This is a genomic window from Granulicella sp. S156 (assembly GCF_009766105.1).
Classification (GTDB): domain Bacteria; phylum Acidobacteriota; class Terriglobia; order Terriglobales; family Acidobacteriaceae; genus Granulicella.
The window spans coordinates 1-2707 of sequence record NZ_LMUH01000023.1 but is presented as its reverse complement, the minus strand read 5'-3'; the positions used below and the strand labels follow the sequence as shown (position 1 = coordinate 2707).

Below are 2707 nucleotides of genomic sequence, written 5' to 3'. Positions count from 1 at the left end.
GGGCCCGTCTCCGTCCTGGTGATCGACCACATCGAGCGCCCTTCAGCGAATTAGCGGTCCGGCGGAAGTCGTCTATTTCGAATGCGTGGAGCAGCCTTTGGAGAACATCGGCTATTGAACTTCTCGCAACACGGGGTTACCGGCAACTTGCGGCGAAGTTGCCGAAAACGCGACTTTGCGGGAATGACTGACGTTGCGGTATCGAAGAAAGCTGGCCGGCTGCTCAATTTTGGGAAGGCTCTTCGATGTGGTCGATGACGAGAACTTCAACTGGTCCTCTTGCGGCCTGAAGTTTCAATCCAAGTTGTTCTTGTAAGGCGGCGAAGATGGATGCGTCGTCGGCTGTCGAGGAAGAAGCAGCTTCCATTGAACCGGGGTCATTCGTCCATGTCAGATGAATGTCAAAGGTCCCGGGCAGCCCAGTCTTATCAATGATGTTTCTTCCAAGTGCGGTGTTGTAACTCCGAGCCAGGTTGGTGGCTAATTCATCCATGCTGACGCCCTTTCCGTTCAGAATTGGGCTCACATCCGAGCCGGTTCTGTGAAAACCGCAGTAAAGCGGCTGAGGCTCCCCCGGCGCGGGCGCAATCGCAGGTTGAGAGCCTGTCACATAGGGTGTGCAGCTTCCTTTCTCCGAGGGATGTAGTTTAGGACCGCTCTTGGCTACCAGCAGCTCATAGAGTGGAAGCGCCCTGGTTTCACGATGGAGCTTCATCTTGAACCGATCTTCAAGAAGAGCCTGGAGCATAGGCCCTTCCATCTTTGCCACGCTGGTACCGGTGCTTGCTTTGGCGATGAGGTCGTACTGGCTAGACTTACCCCAGGAAGGCTCTCCCACAAGCTGGTAATCCTGAATGCCATAGGCAAACACCAAAAGTCGCTGCAACGAGATATGACTAAGGGTGAGGCGACCCGGAGTCGCCTGAACCAGTGCTGTTCCTTGCGCGTCATTGCTGGGCCTTACGGACGAAACCTCAAACTCCCCATCTGTTGAGGTTGCCTGTGCATGGGTTTTGGCCACGATGATCTGGCCGACCACCGCTAGCAGGGCTGTGACGCAGATTGCACGAAACATTTGAGCCTCCACTTCGGAGTTCCGTGACAATTATCTATCCACTAACGTGGTTCCCCTAAAACGGCGTTTGCGACAACCTCGTGCCAGGACGTCCAGCAGTCAAGTCCGAAGTTGCCGAAAAGAGGACTTCGCGGGGGCGTTAGAGCAGTTCTCGTAATACTGTGAAGCGGAAGAACCCTGCGAGTGTCGTTTTTCTTGGAAAAAAAACGACGTAGATACCCTTGACTCGCTCTACACCATTACGAGAACTGCTCTAGTTCCAGGCGTTATCCAGCTTCAACCTCTTCACGAATTAAAGCTGAAGCTTTGGAGGCGGCGCCCTTCCGCTTCATCACCGCCTGCTTCAAGATCATCTCGACCTGTCCGTTCACGCTGCGCAACTCATCCTGCGCCCAGGCCTCCAGCTCGGCCCACAGCGCAGGATCGATCCGCATCAGGAATGCTTTGCGCTCTTTCATCAGCTGTAAAGAGTCCCCGTATTCACCACAGGATGCACCTCAGATTCGCTGCACAGCACCACCATCAAATTACTCACCATCGCCGCTTTCCGCTCATCATCCAAACTAACAAACCCCCTCGCCGAAAGCTCCGTCAAGGCCATCTCCACCATTCCTACAGCTCCCTGCACAATCTTCTGTCGTGCCGCGATCACGGCCTCAGCCTGCTGCCGCCGCAGCATCACCTGCGCAATCTCGGGAGCATACGCCAGGTGCGTCAACCGCGCCTCGTCGACCACCACACCCGCCTTCGCAAGCCGCGCCTGCAACTCCGTCCTCAGCGCCTCCGACACCTCGTCCGGGTTGTTCCGCAACGTCGTCTCCGTGCCTTCACCATCGTCATAGCTGTACATGTTCGCAATATGCCGCAGCGCCGACTCACTTTGGATCGGCACATAGTTCTCATAATCATCCACATCGAAGAACGCTTGCGCTGTATCGTCGATCCGCCACACCACCACTGCCGCAATCTCGATCGGGTTCCCGCGCTTATCGTTCACCTTCAACCGCTCGCCATTCAACGTCCTCGCTCGCAGCGACACCTTCATCCTGCCCATCGCCTGTCCCGGCGCACTCGCCGATGCAGGCTTCGTCCGAAACTGCCGGCTCGGCAGCAGTCCGCTCGCGGCAAACCCCTGCCGCCCACCCCCATACAGCGGATTGCCCCACCAGAACCCGCTCGTCCGCACCGTTCCCTTGTACGCCCCAAACAGCGTCAATACCCGCGCCTCATTCGGCTGCAAACTGAAGAACCCTACAAACCCGAATACCCCAAGCCCCAACACCACCATGCACGTCAGCAGGCGAAGCTCATCCGGTCGCCCATTCGCCAAATACGCCACGTCCGCAATCACCATTGCGATCAGCGGCAGCAACACCGCCCAGCCATTTATCACGTTCACAACACGCTCTCTGCTAACGATCGACCGCTCAACTGCCATCACTCCACCTCACTATCCGATAGCAAAATGATATCACTTTGCTATCGACGTGTCAACTGGATTGCGTCTTGAGCCACGGCTACCGCTGAGATTCGAAGCTTGCCGCTTCTTCGGCCCCTGCGTCGCGCTAGGTCGTATCGACATATAGCTGGAGTCTAAGCCAGGCGCAGGCGAGAGCGGTACATGAGCGGAAG

3 protein-coding genes are annotated in these 2707 nt (G+C 56.7%); all 3 read right to left on the bottom strand.

Going from position 1 to position 2707, the window contains the following annotated elements:
* Positions 1-223: 223 nt before the first annotated feature.
* The gene (locus tag GSQ91_RS18695; RefSeq protein ID WP_158823291.1) at positions 224-1075 is read right to left on the bottom strand and encodes a TIGR03435 family protein; all 852 of its coding nucleotides are present in this window, start codon (positions 1073-1075) and stop codon (positions 224-226) included.
* A gap of 266 nt (positions 1076-1341) precedes the next feature.
* Positions 1342-1533, bottom strand: a complete 192-nt coding sequence (locus GSQ91_RS18690) for an Arc family DNA-binding protein (protein WP_158823290.1) — start codon at positions 1531-1533, stop codon at positions 1342-1344.
* Complete coding sequence (locus tag GSQ91_RS18685) at positions 1533-2513, bottom strand: SPFH domain-containing protein (protein ID WP_174240710.1); 981 nt, start codon at positions 2511-2513, stop codon at positions 1533-1535. The genes GSQ91_RS18690 and GSQ91_RS18685 overlap by 1 nt, the downstream gene beginning before the upstream one ends.
* Between the last annotated feature and the right edge of the window lie 194 nt (positions 2514-2707).

Excerpts from the sequence above, each read along its gene's own strand:
- GSQ91_RS18695 (WP_158823291.1), bottom strand. The coding sequence starts at position 1,075 with ATGTTTCGTGCAATCTGCGTCACAGCCCTGCTAGCGGTGGTCGGCCAG.
- GSQ91_RS18690 (WP_158823290.1), bottom strand. The coding sequence starts at position 1,533 with ATGAAAGAGCGCAAAGCATTCCTGATGCGGATCGATCCTGCGCTGTGG.
- GSQ91_RS18685 (WP_174240710.1), bottom strand. The coding sequence starts at position 2,513 with ATGGCAGTTGAGCGGTCGATCGTTAGCAGAGAGCGTGTTGTGAACGTG.